13 protein-coding genes, 1 tRNA gene and 1 pseudogene are annotated in these 16,161 nt (G+C 34.1%); 12 read left to right on the top strand and 3 right to left on the bottom strand.

All coding sequences use genetic code 11. From position 1 onward, the window contains the following. The first annotated feature begins 35 nt into the window (after window positions 1-35). The 5 genes and pseudogenes from AC4FQ3_RS08465 to AC4FQ3_RS08445 all read left to right on the top strand — a co-directional run bounded on the left by AC4FQ3_RS08465 (window position 36) and on the right by AC4FQ3_RS08445 (window position 5,492). Window positions 36-1,352, top strand: coding sequence for a TolC family protein (locus AC4FQ3_RS08465; RefSeq protein ID WP_491181575.1), 1,317 nt, complete (start codon window positions 36-38; stop codon window positions 1,350-1,352). A 78-nt stretch (window positions 1,353-1,430) separates the two neighbouring features. Further along, complete coding sequence (locus AC4FQ3_RS08460; protein WP_491181574.1) at window positions 1,431-2,483, top strand: HlyD family secretion protein; 1,053 nt, start codon at window positions 1,431-1,433, stop codon at window positions 2,481-2,483. Window position 2,484: 1 nt separating this feature from the next. Further along, complete coding sequence (locus AC4FQ3_RS08455; RefSeq protein WP_073394734.1) at window positions 2,485-4,068, top strand: MFS transporter; 1,584 nt, start codon at window positions 2,485-2,487, stop codon at window positions 4,066-4,068. Window positions 4,069-4,339: 271 nt separating this feature from the next. After that, window positions 4,340-4,867 (top strand): annotated as a pseudogene (locus AC4FQ3_RS08450) (HAD family hydrolase); the annotation flags it as partial. A 391-nt stretch (window positions 4,868-5,258) separates the two neighbouring features. Next, window positions 5,259-5,492 carry a hypothetical protein gene (locus AC4FQ3_RS08445; RefSeq protein ID WP_491181573.1) on the top strand — a complete coding sequence of 78 codons (234 nt, stop codon included), beginning with the start codon at window positions 5,259-5,261 and terminating at the stop codon, window positions 5,490-5,492. A gap of 256 nt (window positions 5,493-5,748) precedes the next feature. Here the strand turns inward: AC4FQ3_RS08445 and AC4FQ3_RS08440 are convergent, their stop codons facing one another. Next, entirely contained in the window at window positions 5,749-6,522 is a 774-nt protein-coding gene (locus tag AC4FQ3_RS08440; protein ID WP_491181572.1) for a hypothetical protein, read from the bottom strand. Window positions 6,523-6,911: 389 nt separating this feature from the next. Then, a tRNA-Leu gene (locus AC4FQ3_RS08435) sits at window positions 6,912-6,993 on the bottom strand. 109 nt (window positions 6,994-7,102) lie between these two features. Between AC4FQ3_RS08435 and AC4FQ3_RS08430 the strand changes: the two genes are divergently transcribed. From AC4FQ3_RS08430 to AC4FQ3_RS08410, 5 genes are all read left to right on the top strand, one after another. Next, the gene (locus AC4FQ3_RS08430; RefSeq protein WP_491181571.1) at window positions 7,103-8,491 is read left to right on the top strand and encodes a dipeptidase; all 1,389 of its coding nucleotides are present in this window, start codon (window positions 7,103-7,105) and stop codon (window positions 8,489-8,491) included. Between the two features lie 590 nt (window positions 8,492-9,081). Next, on the top strand, window positions 9,082-9,504 hold the full coding sequence (locus tag AC4FQ3_RS08425; RefSeq protein WP_491181570.1) for a toxin-antitoxin system YwqK family antitoxin: 423 nt from the start codon (window positions 9,082-9,084) through the stop codon (window positions 9,502-9,504). 20 nt (window positions 9,505-9,524) lie between these two features. Further along, entirely contained in the window at window positions 9,525-10,484 is a 960-nt protein-coding gene (locus AC4FQ3_RS08420) for a DUF6624 domain-containing protein (RefSeq protein ID WP_491181569.1), read from the top strand. Then, on the top strand, window positions 10,484-10,858 hold the full coding sequence (locus tag AC4FQ3_RS08415) for a BlaI/MecI/CopY family transcriptional regulator (protein ID WP_491181568.1): 375 nt from the start codon (window positions 10,484-10,486) through the stop codon (window positions 10,856-10,858). The genes AC4FQ3_RS08420 and AC4FQ3_RS08415 overlap by 1 nt, the downstream gene beginning before the upstream one ends. Then, on the top strand, window positions 10,855-12,081 hold the full coding sequence (locus AC4FQ3_RS08410; RefSeq protein ID WP_491181567.1) for a M56 family metallopeptidase: 1,227 nt from the start codon (window positions 10,855-10,857) through the stop codon (window positions 12,079-12,081). Before AC4FQ3_RS08415 ends, AC4FQ3_RS08410 begins: the two co-directional genes overlap by 4 nt. A gap of 184 nt (window positions 12,082-12,265) precedes the next feature. Here AC4FQ3_RS08410 and AC4FQ3_RS08405 read toward each other — a convergent pair whose 3' ends face one another. Next, window positions 12,266-13,630: a saccharopine dehydrogenase family protein gene (locus AC4FQ3_RS08405; RefSeq protein ID WP_491181566.1), complete on the bottom strand. Its 1,365-nt coding sequence runs from the start codon at window positions 13,628-13,630 to the stop codon at window positions 12,266-12,268. Window positions 13,631-13,823: 193 nt separating this feature from the next. On the opposite strand from AC4FQ3_RS08405, the gene AC4FQ3_RS08400 reads away from it, so the two are divergent. Together AC4FQ3_RS08400 and pckA are read left to right on the top strand one after the other, a co-directional pair. After that, the gene (locus AC4FQ3_RS08400) at window positions 13,824-14,210 is read left to right on the top strand and encodes a DUF423 domain-containing protein (RefSeq protein ID WP_042563365.1); all 387 of its coding nucleotides are present in this window, start codon (window positions 13,824-13,826) and stop codon (window positions 14,208-14,210) included. Window positions 14,211-14,413: 203 nt separating this feature from the next. Further along, window positions 14,414-16,018, top strand: a complete 1,605-nt coding sequence (gene pckA, locus AC4FQ3_RS08395) for a phosphoenolpyruvate carboxykinase (ATP) (RefSeq protein ID WP_073394757.1) — start codon at window positions 14,414-14,416, stop codon at window positions 16,016-16,018. Window positions 16,019-16,161 lie beyond the last annotated feature (143 nt).

Genomic DNA, 16,161 nt, shown 5'->3' with positions numbered 1-16,161 from the left:
TAACAAATTCTACAGAAGATTGTTTTCTCAAAATCGTGTTGCTATTTCTAATTGTATTGACATTTAATAGTTTACAGGCTCAGGAAATTCATGCCGTTTCGTTAAATGAAGCGTTGAAACTGGCGAAAGAAAACAATAAAAAAATCCTTAGATCTCAATTAGAGACTACGCTTTCTGAGCAAAATATCAAAGAAAGAAAAGAACTTCGTTTGCCGGATATCGAATTAAACGGCGAATATTCCAGAATTACCAATATTACCGAATTTAAAGGCAACGGTTTTTTGAATGGTAAAGAAGTAACAAAGGCAATTCCTGAAATTTATCAGGTTAATTCAAGCTTTAAGATGCCAATTTATGCTGGAAATAAAATCAATAATGCCATCAAAATTGCCAATCAGGAAAGTGAAATTGCCAAAATAAAAACGGAAAAAACCGAAAATGATGTTGAGCTTGAAGTGGTGGCGAATTATCTGGCGATTTATAAAATGATGGAACTTCAGAAAATTTTTGAAGAAAACATTAAAGAAGAAAGAAGCCGATTAAAAGAAGTGCAATCATTGCAAAAACACGGAACAATAACCAAAAACGAAGTTATTAGAGCCGAATTACAACTTTCGGACCGTGAATTGAATTCGCTTACAAACTCCAAAAACATAAAAATCGCGCTTCACGATTTAAAAACGTTGATCCAGCTTCCGGAAACAGAAGAAATTACCATCGATACAACAGCGAATATGGATGAATTGAATGGCTTAGATCCGTATGATTTTTATTTGGAAAAAGCTTTCCAAAATGAAGAGATGCGAATGGCGAGCCAGGAATTAAACATCAAAAAAACAGAACTAAAGTTAGTTAAAGGAAATTATCTGCCAACGGTAAACTTCTTTGGAAATTATGGTTTTTATTATCCAAATTACAAATTCTTCCCGCCAAACCCGTATTTGTACACTTTAGGGCAAATTGGTATCGAAGCGCATTTTGATATTTCGGCCTTGTATAAAAACAAAACCAAAGTACAACAAGCCAGTACAGAAATCGAATGGCAGAAAATGCAGTCTGAAATTATAAAAGATGAAATTCAGGATAAGCTGTTTAAGGAACATACACAATATCAGGAAATCCTTGAAAAATTTGTGGTTGTGGATAAAGCTTTGGATTTGGCGAATGAAAATTACCGAATCGTAAAACTGAAATACCTAAACCAATTGGTTTTAATAACTGAAATGGTTGATGCCGATAATGCGTTGCTTCAGGCGAAATACAATAAAATTTCTACACGACTTGATGCGATTCTCAAACATTACGAATTGCTTCACACGGCTGGGATTATGCCTCAGAGTTATGAGTTTTGAGAAGAAAGAAGTTAGAAGAAAGAGGCAAGAGAATAGAATATAGAGAATAGAAAATAGACAACAAAAGATATAGAGTTTATGGTTAAGATAAAGAATGAAACTAGAAGAAACAGAACGTTTCATATCATAATAACAATTATTGCGTGTACGCTTATAATAAGTGGTGTTATTTTAGGAATTTGGTTTTATGTGTTCAATAGCAACCACGAAGAAACCAATGATGCGCAGATCGAGCAATATGTGACGCCAATTATGTCGCGAATTACGGGTTATGTGCAGGAAGTTCGTTTTGAAGAAAATCAGTTTGTGCACAAAGGCGATACTTTGGTTGTGATTGATAATCGAGAATACAAATCAAAACTGAATGTGGCTCTTGCCGATGTTCAAAGTGCGAAACAAAGCAGTGTTGTGGCTCAAAAAAATGTGGCGACTACGGCAATTTCAACAGTTATTGGCGAATCGCAATTGGCGGCGGCAAAAACTAATCTTTGGAAAACAAAATTAGAATACGAGCGTTATCAGGCTTTGGTAAAAGAAGAAGCGGCAACGTCTCAACAATTAGAGAAAGTAAAAGCAGATTACGAATCGGCGCAGGCTCATTATAAAGAAATGCAGGACCGAATTCAGTCTTCTAATTTAAGCACTTCGCAGGCACAGGCCAATGTTCCTACGGCGCAAACTATTATAGAATCGAAACAAGCTTTGGCAGATAATGCGGCGTTGTTTCTTTCGTATACCATAATTACGGCGCCTTATGATGGCTGGGTAGGGAAAAGAATCCTTCAACCGGGACAAATGGTCAAAGAAGGGCAATCGCTGCTTTCTATAGTAAGTAAAGAAAAATGGATTACGGCCAATTTTAAAGAAACACAATTGCAGTATTTAACCGTTGGTCAGGAAGTAAAAATTCAGGCCGATGCTGTAAATAATAAAGAATTTACGGGAGTTATTAAATCATTGTCTCCGGCAAGCGGTGCGAGATTTTCGTTATTGCCTCCGGATAATGCAACAGGAAACTTTGTAAAAATCGAACAAAGAATTCCGGTTCGAATTCAGTTGAAAGAAACCGATAAACAAGCCGATTTTTTAAGAGCCGGAATGAACATCACGGTTATCGCAGAACACCAATAAAATGGAAGATAAAAGTATTTTTAAATCCTGGGTTCCAAAATGGGCAATCATTATTATTTTGTTTGTCTGTTTGCTGCATTCCATGATTTTATTGGGAGTTTATACTTCAAACGTAACGTACGCAGCGAGTTTTCTGGATATTGAACCCGAAGATTTGCAGTTTGCGATGTGCGTAACTTACGGAACTTTGCTGGCCACGATTTTAATAGAAAGCCGATTTTCGAGTTTTTTCCCCGCAAAAAATTACCTGATGGCAGTGTATTCCTTAATCGGAATTACGATTGTTTCATCGGCGTATATTACTAATTTTTATGTCTTTTTATTACTGCGCGTTCTCGAGGGAATTTTAATGGCGCTTCCGGTAATTACGATCAGACAATTATTGATTGAACAGTTTCATTCTAAAAACGCCATAATAATTGGTTTTTCCTTTTATTACGGTTCGTTATTATTGTCAACGCCGTTTATTATGAATATTGCCGTTTGGTTTCTGGATCATTACGATTGGAAATACATGCTGTATGTTTCGGGCGGACTTCAGGTTTTGAATGTTTTTTTGATCCTGGTTACTTTTCGCGGACACAGAATTACAAAGAAAATTCCGCTGTACCAAATCGACTGGATGAGTTATATTTTGGTTCTGACGGCCATTCTCTGCGGTGCTTACTTTTTTGTTTATGCCGAAAAAAAATATTGGTTCGAGTCTTCTCAAATGGTTTTAATGCTAATGATTGCCTTGATTACGGGAGGGTTATTCATTTTTAAAGAACTTTTGGTAAAAAGACCAACCTTTAATTTCGAAGTTTTTAAATATGCCAATTTGCGTATCGGGTTTTTATTGTTTTTCCTGTTTTACATTAGCAGAGCAACGCTGAGTTTATGTCATTCGGCGATGTTTTCGATTTGGAATTGGGATCCGTCGCGTGTTGCGGGCGTGCAATACATAAACGGATTAGGAAATGTAATTGGCTTAATTCTGGCCGCTTATTTCCTGATGAAATCGGTTTCTACCAAAATTATTTTCATCATTGGTTTTTCGCTGATTGCGTTGTTTCACTTTTGGTTTACGTTTCTTTTTGTGCCAGATGTAGCTTTATCAGATATTATAATTCCGTATGTTTTACAAGGCATTGGTGTTGGGTTTTTATTTGTTCCTTTAATATTATTTACCACATCTTCAGTTCCGGCAAAAATGGCGGTTTCTTCCGGGATTGTTGGTGTTTCAGGACGTTTTTGGGGAAGTACAATCGGGTTTTGCGTGATGCAGAATGCCATGGCATTTTTAAATAAAAAACACTTTTTAAAATTAAGTCAGTTTGTGACCGGCGAAAATCCCGAAGCGCAGGAAACCATAGCCAAAACAGCACAGAGTTTTATGGCAAAAGGATATTCAGCTGATGATTCTAATACATTGGCGTTAAAAAAACTTTTTAGCACCGTTGCCAAACAATCGACTTTATTGGCCGATATGGAAATTTATACCATTGTAGGTTATGGTTTGGTGGTTTTGATTATTCTGATTGCGTGCAATCAGCATTTAAGACAAACGATGACTTTGGTTAAGAGTAAGATTTGGATTGGCTAGAACGCAAATTCCAATTTTTTTTAAATTCCAAATTCCAAAACTGAAATAAATTTAATTTATAAAGTAGAAGATTTTTTCACGCAGATTTTGCAGATTTAAGCAGATTTTTTTTTCAATAAATTATAATAATTATCTGCGCATATCTGCTTAAATCTTTTTAAAATCTGCGTGAAACAAAAACTTCGCGACTCTCCGTGAAAACCTCCGTGAATCTCTGTGGAATAACACTTTATTAAACTATCTTGCGAACCGTTAAAAAACAAAATATACAATGAAACAGCAATGTGTAATTTTTGATATGGATGGGGTTATTTGTCACACGAATCCGCATCATGTAAAGGCTTTCGAGGCATTTTTTAATAAATATCAAATTCCGTATACAAACGAAGAGTTTGAAGAACATATGTACGGAAAACATAATGGTTATATAATGACGCATTTCTTCAAACGTTCTATTGCCGGAGAAGAACTTACCTTATTGGAAGACGAAAAAGAAGCTATGTTTCGTGAAGTTTATAAAGACAAAGTCGAAACGATTCCGCATTATTTGGAGTTTTTAAACGAATTGAAATCTCGTGGTTTTAAAACGGCTGTTGCAACTTCGGCACCGCGTGCTAATCTTGATTTGATTATAAGCACATTAAAAATAGGCGATAAAATGGATTCTATGATGTCTAGCGAAGATGTGAAAGCTCATAAACCAAATCCTGAAGTTTATCTGGAATCTGCCAAACGTGTTGGTGTTTCTCCATCTGATTGTATTGTTTTCGAAGATTCTTTCTCCGGAATTACTGCGGGATTAAATGCAGGAATGAAAGTGGTTGGCGTTTTGAGTACGCATACAAAAGAACAGCTTCCGCCATGTAGTTTTTATATAAATGATTATAGCGAAGTTAATGTTGATAAAGTTTTAGAATTATTGAATAGCTAAAATTTTAAACCATATAAGAGATATAAGTTCATTTAAAATATGAGAAACCTTTGTCAAAGTTTTAACCTTTGACAAAGGTTTTTTTTGCGCTAAGTGAATTGCCTCCTGCTTTAGCTGGAGGTTTTTATATGTTTTGAGAGAAAAAAGGCTTTAGCCGAAATTTGATTCTGTATAAGAAAAATTAAAATAAAATTGGACTCATATATGGGTTCAATTGAAAAGTAAATCTCATGATTTTTGTAATATAAAAATTGAAATTATGGGTGAAAACAGCTTTTCAAAAGAAACAGAAACCAGATTAATAGAATTTTTCAGAAAAACAATCGATTCTGAAGATATGGCAAAGACAATTCGACAAGTAAATTATGTTCTTTCACTTTGCGCCATGAGAGGATGCGAAACCGTAGAAACCGAATTCAACAATCTCGAAGATAATTTTTATTGGCTCAATAAATTAGCCGAAGTTTTAGATCCTTATTTGGATGGTCAATAAGATGATGTTTGCGCTAAACCCGACAGGTTTTCAAAACCTGTCGGGTTTGACAATATTGGGTTTACGTTACGTTTCAAGGGATTTCAATCCATCAATCGCGATCAAATTCGTCTAATTTGTCATTCTGAGGAACGAAGAATCGCACAAGTAATTCGACAAAGATTGACGATATTCTATGCGGAGTTTCTAGTGCGATTCTTCGTTCCTCGGAATCACAAATATTTTGGTTAATTACTTTATTTTAAACCGGATAATTTTATTCAATTTCATAATTTGGTTCTATTTCCTCAAAAATGGATTTGTATTTAAATATAATTTGAGCTATAGGGCTTAATTGTTTAAAATTTTTGCCTGCTATTTGTTTGATAACTCCAAATCTTTTCATTTCAGTAATCTTACTAGAGGACATGGTTCCTCCATTTTCAAGATGATTTGCAACATCTAAAAATTGCTCCCATTTATTTGCTTTTTTTAGTTCTGTAACTTTGTCTATAATTATAGTTGGGAATTTATTTGGTGAATCCCAAAAAGACATATTTTTCTCGTCAAAAAACAAATTCCAATACTCTTGTAAGTTATCTAAAAAAGTTTCTAATTCATTTTTTTGATTTGCTGTTTCAACTTCCAATTGTTGAACTTTTATTATCGATTTTTCTAATTCATTTTGTGCGATTTCAAGTTTTCGTTCAGAAGAGTTAGATTTTCTAGTTAGCGCTGAAACAGATGCCATTGTATTTACTAATTCTATATCTTTCGTTTTGATTTGTTCAATTTGTTCGTCATAATTTTTTGACAATAGTCTCACATTTTTTCGTTGCTCTTCGTACTTTTCAGCATATTCATCTCTTTCAGAAACGGTCTCATCGTGAGTTGATTTTAAGACAACATTTTTATTAATGATTTTGCCAGTTAAAAAAGGCATTATCCTAAACTCTATTGCCATAGATAATGATCTTGTAACGATTACAATTAGGTAGCCTAGTAAAGAAATAGCCGAAGCATAAACAATATCATTAATAACGTTTTCCATTGTTAACTCGTGCTCTGCAAGATTTCTTATTAATGAAACTTTTGCATTTCTGGAATAGTTAGGATCAAAATTGAATAATGAATACCAAAGTTCCCAATGATGAATAATTAAAATTAATATAAGTGTTCCGAAAAATGGATTACTTAATTTGTCTTTAATGTTTTGAAAAAAGGAGTTTAAATAATCCATTATATGAAATTATAAAATATGGTTAGTGGTTTACGTGCTTTCAATTAAATTATAAAAAACACGTTAATCGGTTCCCAAAATTAAAAATAGAAAAGGAAGCTGAGGGATTATAGTAAATTGTTTATCAACAACTTTAACAACAAAAAGCAAAAACATCCCAAAACCAAAAAAGCTTCTGATTTCTCAGAAGCTTTTTTCAGTGCGGATAATAGGACTCGAACCTACACGCCTTGCGGCACCAGATCCTAAGTCTGGCATGTCTACCAATTTCACCATATCCGCTCAATTGTGGGTGCAAAGATAATCATAACTTCTAAATTTCAAAGCATTTTTTGAAAAAAAATATTAATTCTCTTTTTTGTATTTTTGAATTTCTATAAAAATAATTTAAATGGAAAATATTAAGTCGTACGTTCAACAACATAAAGATCGGTTTATCAACGAATTGATCGAATTATTAAAAATTCCGTCGGTAAGTGCCGACACTGCATATTCACAAGATGTTATCGATACTGCCGAGGCTGTAAAAGAAAGTTTATCAAAAGCAGGCTGCGATTTAGTCGAAATTTGCGATACTCCGGGCTATCCAATTATTTATGGAGAGAAAATAATCGACCCAAATTTACCAACAGTTCTTGTTTACGGTCATTATGATGTTCAACCGCCAGATCCAATCGAATTATGGACATCGCCACCTTTTGAGCCGGTTATTAAAAAAACAGAAATTCACCCAGAAGGTGCCATTTTTGCACGTGGTGCCTGCGACGACAAAGGACAAATGTACATGCACGTAAAAGCCTTAGAATATATGGTGCAAAGCAATACGTTGCCTTGTAACGTAAAATTCATGATCGAAGGTGAAGAAGAAGTAGGTTCTGCAAGTTTGGCCTGGTTTGTAGAGCGCAATCAGGAAAAACTGAAAAACGACGTTATTTTAATTTCAGATACCGGAATGATTTCTAACCAACAACCATCTATCACGACAGGTTTACGCGGTTTGAGTTATGTTGAGGTTGAGGTTACGGGACCAAACCGTGATTTGCATTCAGGTTTATACGGTGGAGCAGTGGCGAACCCAATTAATGTTTTGGCAAAAATGATCGCCTCACTTCACGACGAAGACAATCATATTACAATTCCGGGCTTCTACGACAAAGTTCAGGAATTATCAACAGAAGAAAGAGCCGAAATGGCAAAAGCGCCTTTTAGCTTAGAAAAATATAAAAATGCCTTAAACCTAAACGATGTTTACGGCGAAAAAGGATATGTAACCAACGAACGCAACTCGATTCGTCCAACATTAGACGTAAACGGAATCTGGGGCGGATATCAGGGCGAAGGAGCAAAAACAGTTATTGCGAGCAAAGCTTTCGCTAAAATCTCGATGCGTTTGGTTCCAAACCAGGATTGGCATGAAATCACAGAACTTTTTACTAAACATTTTACAAGCATTGCGCCGGCCGGAGTTACCGTAAAAGTGACGCCGCATCACGGAGGCCAGGGTTATGTAACGCCAATTGACAGTATTGGATATCAGGCGGCAAACAAAGCATACACAGAAACGTTTGGAGTTCCTGCAATTCCGGTTCGTTCGGGAGGAAGTATCCCGATTGTGGCTTTGTTCGAAAAAGAACTAAAAAGCAAAACCATTCTTATGGGCTTTGGTTTAGATTCAGATGCGATTCACTCGCCAAACGAACATTTCGGAATCTTTAATTACCTAAAAGGAATTGAGACTATTCCGTTGTTTTACAAGTATTTTGTGGAATTAAGTAAGTAAGAGTTTGCCACGAAGGCACTAAGACGCAAAGTTTTTTAAGTTTCTAATCTTTGTCAAAGTTTAAAACTTTGACAAAGATTTCCCAATATTAAATCCGTTCAGCAATGAGCGGATTTTTTTGTTTCCACAACTTTGGAATTTGGAATTTTTAGAATTGGAATTTCTTTTTTTTGGCGTTCCCTTCGGTCGGGCTATCCGCTATATCTTTTTTGTGGCAGAAAAAGCCACAAAAAAGGATACCGCTCCTATCCCTAACGCGCAAAGAGAGGCTCAAAGGTCCAGAGGCTCAAAGCTACAAAGGTTTTTAGCATCAAAATTGAATAGCCCCTAGCTTTAGATAGGGGTTTATTTATAGAAAGTAATTGGCTTTAGCCGAAATTTTTTAGTTCCTAAAACATAATTATTTGGCTAAAGCCATTTTTTTGCATTTATTATAAACCCGGCTAAAGCTGGGGCAATTCAAAAAAACTAGCCGATTTCCATCTGTGTTCCTTTGTACCTCTGCAACTTTGTTTCTTTTTTCTTGCATATTAAAAATTAATCTCTACATTTGTAGAACAAAGACTATAACTGTAGAGTTAAATATTCAAATGAAACAATTTCTAATCGTACTGTTTTTTGGAATGATGCTTTCAAATTGCAAAAGCAAGCCAATTAATCAAAAGATTGACAAGAAAAAAGAAGGTGTTTGGATTGATGATTATACACAAGACAGTATTCAATACAAATCATTTGAATATTACAAACACGATAAACCCGTAAAAAAATGGAAATCTTACATAAACGGGAAAATCTACAAAACAGAAAAATACAAAAACGGAGTTTGCACCGTAAAATATTATTATGAAAACGGAAAAGTGCAATCTAAAGGAAAAACAAAATTAGAATCTAATACAGTAGAAACACATTGGTTCTATTTTGGAGATTGGAAATTCTATTCAGATAAAGGAAAACTAACCGAAATTAAAAAATACAATAACGGTGAATTAATTTCGGAAGTAAAAATACAATAACCACTAATCGATTTAAAGCTATGAAAAAACTAATTGCTTTCTTTTTTATTACTATGAATATTGGATTGATGCAGTCTCAAACCTATAAAGAATTTGTTGCAAAAGGGGATGATTGTTATAAAGCGAAAGATTATAAAGGATCTGTTGTTTATTATGAAAAGGCATTTAAAATCGAACACAAATCCTCTTCAGATTTATATAATGGTGCGTGCGCTGCAGCTTTAAGCAATGATAATGATAAAGCTTTTAAGTGGCTGGGTTTAGCAATTGATAATGGTTATGAAAACATTGCCCACATAAAAACAGATAATGATTTAAAAGCTTTGCATGATAAAAAAGAGTGGAAAGTGACAATTGATAAACTTCAGAAGAGAATGGATATTCTGAGTGCTAATTACGATAAACCGCTGCAAAAAGAACTTTTGGAGATTTATGCAGAGGATCAGGGTATTCGTGGAGATTTTATGAAAATTTATAAAGACCCTAATTCGGATAAAAAGAAAATCGACAGCATTGGCAAATTAATGAGAAAAAAAGACAGCATTAATCTCATTAAGGTCATAAAGATTTTAGATGAAAAAGGCTGGGTTGGAAAAGATGTTGTTGGAGCACAGGCCAATCAAACGTTGTTTTTGGTTATACAACATTCTGATTTAAAATATCAGCAAAAATATTTGCCAATGATGCGAGAGGCTGTTAAGAAAGGTAATGCAAATCCGGGAAACCTGGCATACCTGGAAGATAGAGTAGCCTTAAGAGAAGGAAGAAGACAAATTTATGGAAGCCAGTCTTCGAAAAATAAAACGACTAATAAATTATACATATCGCCGATGATAGATCCGGATAATGTAGATAAGAGGCGTGCTGAAGTTGGGCTTGGTACTATGGCTGAATATGCGGCAAAAATGAATATTGAATGGAATTTAGAAGCTTATAAAAAGGAATTGCCTGAAACTGAAAAACTTGAAAACATTAAATAATGACACAACTATCAAACTCAGAAGAACAATTAATGGAGCATCTTTGGAAGCTTGAAAAAGCTTTTATGAAAGATTTACTCGAAGCGTATCCGGAACCAAAACCGGCAACAACAACCGTTGCAACGCTTTTAAAACGAATGATCGATAAGAAATTTGTAGCGTATAACGAATTCGGTAATTCACGGGAATATTATCCGTTGGTTAAAAAAACAGCTTATTTCTCCAAACATGTAAACGGCTTAATTAGCAATTTCTTTAATAATTCAGCATCGCAATTTGCTTCTTTTTTTACGACAGAAACCAATTTATCAACTTTAGAATTAGAAGAACTCAAAAAAATAATCGATTCGCAAATTCAAAAAAAGAAAAAATGATAAACTATCTTTTAAAATCAGGAATGCTGCTTTTGGTTTTTTATGCAGTATATAAATTATGGCTGGAAAACGAAAAAATGTTTCGTTTTAATCGTGCTTATTTGTTGTTGAGTCTGGCTTTTAGTTTTGTAATTCCGCTACAATTAATTTCTATTAAACCTTTGTTGGGGAATACATTAAGTATAATTCAATTAGATGGAGTTGTAATTAGAACCAGTAATGTAGTTTTAAATAAAGATAACTCAGCACAAATTATAACTTCTGTTTTAAGTATAATTTATCTCATTGTTGCATGTCTATTTATGTTTCGGTTTATAGTGAATTTGTATTCGTTTTATAAAAAAAATAAAGGCAATAACAGACAAGTACTAGATAATGTAAAAGTGGTTTTAATAGAAGAACCTACATTGCCGCATTCATTTTGGAACTCAGTTTTTATCAATAAAGAAGAATTTGAAACCGGTAAAATTCCATTAGAATTAATAGCGCACGAAAAAGCACATTTAAAACAAAAACATACTTTGGATATTCTTTTTATAGAAGTTTTGCAAATTGTTTTTTGGTTTAACCCGCTTATAATTTTATTCAAAAAAGCAATAAAACTGAATCATGAATTTTTAGCTGATGAAGAGGTTAATGCTCAATTTGAGTCTGTTACAAGGTATCAAAAGCTGTTATTAAATTTTGCTTCCAATAAAAATTCGATAGCATTAGCCAGTAACCTTAATTATTTAATAACTAAAAAACGCCTTATTATGATGACCAAAAAAGAATCCCGATTTAAAATGACGTTTAAAGTATTGATTGTAAGTATTGTTTGTGTATTATCATTGTTTGTTTTCAGTTCAGAAACTATTGCGCAGAAGGTCAGAGACAAATCAGATTATGATAAAATGATAGTGAAAGACAGCAACGATTGTATGGATAAACAACCTGAATATCCAGGAGGAATTGAAGAATTTTATAAACTTGTAGGCATGAATTTTAAAATACCTGCAGCAGTTTCAAAGCAGAAATTAGAAGGTAAAGCCATAATTGAATTTATGGTAGAAAGAGATGGAAGTTTATCTGAATTTAAAATCGTAAAAGATTTGGGTTATGGTATAGGAAATGAAGCAATTCGTGCCATAAAACTTTCTCCTAAATGGATTCCGGGAACTAAAGATGGAAAGCCAGCGCGTGTTTTGTACACTATGCCAATAACAGTGCAGACAGAGAAATAGTTTTTTAGGAAGGTTCAAAGGTTCAAAGGTGCAGAGCGACAAAGTTTTTAGCTATTTCATGAAACCTTTGAACCTTTGTTGCTATGGACCTTTGCGTCTTTAACAAAAAAAATCCGCTTTCTTGAAAAGGAAGCGGATCAATTAAAAACTAAAAAAAAATTCTCAAAAAAAAACTAAGCCATCACTAAAATAGATCAGGATTATAGCCGAAATAAGGCATGGTTTGTTCGTTAAAAATAACGCCATACTCTTCTAATTCTTTTAAAATAGGCAAATACACTTCTTTATTTATAGGAAGCTGTACGCCTGGAGTTCTAATTTTTCCATTCAAAATTAATAAAGTTGCCATTGCTACAGGCAATCCAACGGTTTTTGCCATTGCCGTATAGGTTTGATCGTCTCCAATACAAACCATTTTTGAATCGATTTGTTTTTTCTTTCCATTTAATTCATAACCGAATTTATGGTACATCACAATCATATCTTTATCATCTGGTTCAAGTGCCCAGCTGTCTGAAAGTATTTTTTCTAATATTTGAGCCGGAGTTGCATTGGGCAGATTCACTTTTTTGTCAGGATTAAATAAATCCAATTCCAAAAGTTTGTCCCACATAATATCGTCCTGATCGATTTTTAAAATTAATCGTGTTTTAATTTCAACAGAATCTGTTGGATGATACGGTAAAAAAGAGTTTGTAAACTGACGATAACTCATGCTTTCAGAATCTTCCATGATGTAACTATCATCCGTCATGCCCAATTGTACAAACATATTCCAGGCTTTCGAAAAACCAACTCTTCGGATGGTTCCTCTGTATAAAGTCAGAATGTCATCCAAACCATAAATTGATCTGTATTTTAGAGAATCCCGATTGGAATAAGCCTCAAATTTTCCGTAACCTTCGACTTCCAGAAATTCAGTTCTGCGGAATAATGTTCCGTACGGAATGTATTTATAAGTGCCTTCCTGAACAAATTTGGCCGCACCGCCTTGTCCGGCTAAAACGACATTTCTTGGTGCCCAGGTAAATTTATAATTCCAAAGATTGTTGTCAGATTCCGGAGCAACTAAACCGCCGCAAAAAGATTCAAAAAGCAGCATTTTACCACCTTTTGCTCTAATTTCGTCAATAACTTTCATGGCACTCATGTGATCGATTCCAGGATCAAGACCAATTTCGTTCATGAAAATTAAATTATTTTTTATCGCTTCTTCGTTTAATGCTTGCATGGCATCGCTAATGTATGATGCTGTTACAAGGTGTTTTTTAAATTCTAAACAATCTTTTGCAATTTCAATATGTAAATGAGCCGGCAACATCGAAATAACAATTGACGCTTTTTCTATGGCCGCTTTTCTTTGTTCGGTATCAAAAATATTTAAAGCAATTGGAGTTGCATTGGGATGATTTTGTGTCTTTTTTTCGGCCAAAGCCAAAGATAAATCAGCTACAACCAAATGTAGATTTCCACTTTCTGATTTTGATAACAAATACCGTATCAATGAAGAGGCTGACCTTCCGGCTCCAAAAATTAAAATGCTTCTCATATTTTATATTTATAACACAAATATATTAAATTGTTATAAATATAACAATCAAATTAATTCAAAAAAATGAAATCTTTTTTATTTCAGATAAAATACTAAAGAATTCTTTTTCGTGAAAACATTTTCAGAAAGTAGAAAAGCTTTTCCAATAGTTTGAAGTATTTTTGTATTTAAATTGAAAGTATAGAAAAATATGAAAAGAAAAATTATCCTTACTGGTGCTTTTATAGGAATGTTAGCTATTATTTTAGGGGCTTTTGGAGCGCATTTGCTTAAGAAATATTTATCTGTTGAGCAATTGGTAACTTTCGAAACCGGAGTTCGCTATCAAATGTATCACGCTTTCTTTTTATTTTTTCTTTCTACAAGAAAAGAACTTTCTCAAAAAACGATAAAAACCATCTATAATTTAGCCGTTGCCGGTGTAATTTTATTTAGCGGATCTATCTATTTATTAGCTACAAAAAATCTTACAGTTTTCGATTCTAAAATTATCGTATTCGCAACACCTTTGGGTGGATTTTTATTAATTCTTGCTTGGTTGGGATTATTTGTTAGTATTTTGAGGCAAAAATCATAAAATACCGAATAAAAAATTCTATCTAAAAATTAATCTTTAATTTTGTCTCATAAATAACATAAAACATTACTTATGTGAGTTTTTATTGCTTTTTATTAATATTGATAAAAAATATAACAATTCATATCTTTAGGCTAACTGCTTAAAGTTCAAAGTAAAATATGTTTGTGCAATAAAAAAATAATATACACAACTACAAATTTATGGACACTAACACACTTTTCACGCAATCGATTTCGCTTTCTGAATTAGGAATTGAAAATGCCAAGGTTCACTATCAATTATCTGCAGACGAATTGCATGCAATTACAGTGCAATCAGGACAAGGTGTTGAGAACTCTACAGGAGCGCTGGCAATTAATACGGGTGAATTTACAGGGCGGTCTCCGCAAGATCGTTTTATCGTAAAAGACAGCATAACAGAAGATAAGGTTTGGTGGGGAAATGTAAATATTCCGTTTTCATCAGAAGCTTTTGAAAAATTATATAATAAGGTAACTCAATTTTTATCGAATAAAGAAGTATTTGTTCGTGATGCATACGTTTGTGCAGATCCAAATTACAGATTGAATGTTCGTGTGGTTACAGAAACAGCCTGGTCTAATTTGTTTTGTTACAATATGTTTTTAAGACCAGAAGATTCTGAATTAGCCAACTTTACACCAGAATGGACAGTAATTTGCGCACCAAGTTTTATGGCGGATCCTGCTGTAGATGGGACACGTCAGTCGAATTTTGCTATTTTAGATTTTACTAAAAAAGTAGCCTTAATTGGAGGAACGGGTTATACTGGAGAAATGAAAAAAGGAATTTTTTCTGCTTTGAACTTCATTTTACCGGTTTTCGAAAATACATTGCCAATGCACTGCAGCGCCAATGTTGGAGAAGATGGAGATACTGCTATTTTCTTTGGTTTATCCGGAACAGGAAAAACTACTTTATCTGCAGATCCGGATCGTAAATTAATTGGTGATGACGAACACGGCTGGACGGCTGAAAATACTGTTTTCAACTTTGAAGGTGGTTGTTATGCGAAAGTAATTAACTTATCTGAAGAAAATGAACCGGATATTTTTAGAGCGATCAAAAAAGGAGCTCTTTTAGAAAATGTGGTTTTTAAAGCTGGAACAAACGAAGTAGATTATGATGATGTTTCTATCACTCAAAATACGCGTGTAAGTTATCCAATAACACATATTGACAATATTCAACCGGGATCTATTGGACATAATCCTAAAAATATATTTTTCTTAACGGCAGATTCTTTCGGAATTTTGCCTCCAATCTCAAAATTGACTCCAGGTCAGGCCGCTTACCATTTTATCTCTGGATATACTGCAAAAGTTGCCGGAACCGAAGCGGGAGTTACAGAACCACAACCTAACTTTTCAGCATGTTTTGGAGCACCATTTATGCCTTTGCACCCAACTCGTTATGCTGAAATGCTGACTAAAAAAATGAAAGATGCAGATGTAAAAGTTTGGTTAATCAACACTGGTTGGACAGGTGGTGCATATGGAACAGGAACGCGTATGAAACTAAAATACACCCGCGCCATGATTACAGCTGCATTAAAAGGAGAACTTGATAATGTAGCGTTTGAAAATCACGCAGTATTTGGAATTGCAAAACCACAATCTTGCCCGAATGTTCCAAGTGAAATTTTAAATCCTAGAAATACTTGGGAAGATCCTGAGTTATACGATAAAAAAGCAATCGAATTGGCTCAAAAATTTAAAGCGAATTTTGCCAAATTTGAAGAGTTTGCCAACGCTGAAATTTTAGCGGGTGCGCCTAAAACAGAATAAGGAAGATTACTAATTCAAATTAAAAAAGCTGTTCAGTGATGAACAGCTTTTTTGTTTGTTTCAGGTTTCAAGTTTCAGGTTTCGGGCTTTGGGTTTGGTTTTGTTTGTCAGGCTGAGCGGAGTCGAAGCCTACGCAAAGCACT

The organism is Flavobacterium sp. AK-345, from assembly GCF_058310175.1.
The sequence above is the reverse complement of the archived record's forward strand: the minus strand, read 5'-3'. Positions and strand labels throughout refer to the sequence as shown.